The organism is Acidovorax sp. KNOB132 (assembly GCF_057541515.1).
Map to the genome: position 1 here is coordinate 1 of NZ_BAAJYT010000542.1, position 1,192 is coordinate 1,192.

Annotated in this window: 2 protein-coding genes; one reads left to right on the forward strand and one right to left on the reverse strand. The window is 73.8% G+C overall.

Annotated features, from left to right (window positions below):
* A partial coding sequence (locus AC27IO_RS24490) for an aldehyde dehydrogenase family protein (protein WP_498741248.1) occupies positions 1-209 on the reverse strand: 209 nt, incomplete at its 3' end.
* Positions 210-393: 184 nt separating this feature from the next.
* On the opposite strand from AC27IO_RS24490, the gene AC27IO_RS24495 reads away from it, so the two are divergent.
* Positions 394-1,192, forward strand: a 799-nt coding sequence (locus tag AC27IO_RS24495; protein ID WP_498741249.1) for an IclR family transcriptional regulator, incomplete at its 3' end; no start/stop codon positions are given.

Genomic DNA, 1,192 nt, shown 5'->3' on the forward strand with positions numbered 1-1,192 from the left:
ACCAGGGCCTCGCGCTGGGCCTCCAGGGCCTCGGCCAGCGCGCGCAGCAAAGCGGCGCGGTCGGCGGCCGATGTGGCGGCGAAGGCATCGGCGGCGCTCGCGGCGGCGGCCACGGCGGTGTCGATCTCGGCCGGGGTGGATTCCGGCCAGGCGGCGCCGTGGGGCTGGCCGGTGCGGGCGTCGATGGATTGCAGGGTGTTGTCGGGCATGGAGGTTCCTGAAAAGGGCAAGGGCCGTCGCGGCCTGCTGTCTCACTGAATGGAATTGTTCGCCGATCGGCAGGGGCCCGCCGTTGGGAGCCTGCCATCGTAATGAAAGGGCGAGCCGCCTAAAATCCCTGCGGCCCGCCGTCCCCTTCCCGCGCGGTTCTGAATTCCATTTCGTGAGACAAACATGCCTGCATCGCCCGGAGACGGCACCGCCGCGCTCGAAAAAGCCCTCGACGTGCTGGACGCCGTGGGCGCCGCGCCGCAAGGCCTGAGCCACGCCGACCTGGCGGCGCGGCTGGCGTTGCCCCGCACCACGGCCTACCGCCTGCTGGCCACGCTGGTGGCGCGCGGCATGCTGCGCCGCGATCCGCTGCGCAAGGTGTACTGCCTGGGCGTGCGTTGCTTCGAGCTGGCACGCCAGGCCCATGCCATGCCCGATCTGGCCGCGGCGGCCGTGATGGAACTGCGCACGTTGCGCGACCTGACGGGCGAGACCACCTACCTGGCCGCGCTGGACGGGCGCGACGTGGTGTCGCTGGAGCGCTGCGATGGCGCGCACAGCCAGCGCTCGTCCAGCGCGCTGGGCCAGCGCAAGCCGGTGTACTGCACCAGCCAGGGCAAGGCCATCCTCTCCGCCATGGACGGCGCGGCGCGCGATGCCCTGGTGCGCGAACTGGTGCTGCGCCCCCTCACGCCCCGCACGCTGACCGACCGGCGGCGCCTGCTGGCCGAGCTGCGGGTCACGGCGGCGCGCGGCTACGCCATCGACGACGAAGAGATCGTGCCCGGCGTGGCGCTGCCGTGGGCGCGCCCATCATCGACGGCCTGGGCCAGGTGCGCGGCGCGCTCAGCGTGGCCGGGCCGGCCTGGCGGCTCACGCCCGAGCGGCTGGAGCTGCTGGGCCCCGAGGTGGCCGAGGCGGCGCGCCGTGTGGGCGCGCAGTTGCACGGTGTGCGCCCCACCCTGGGCGATGCCGAGGCCCG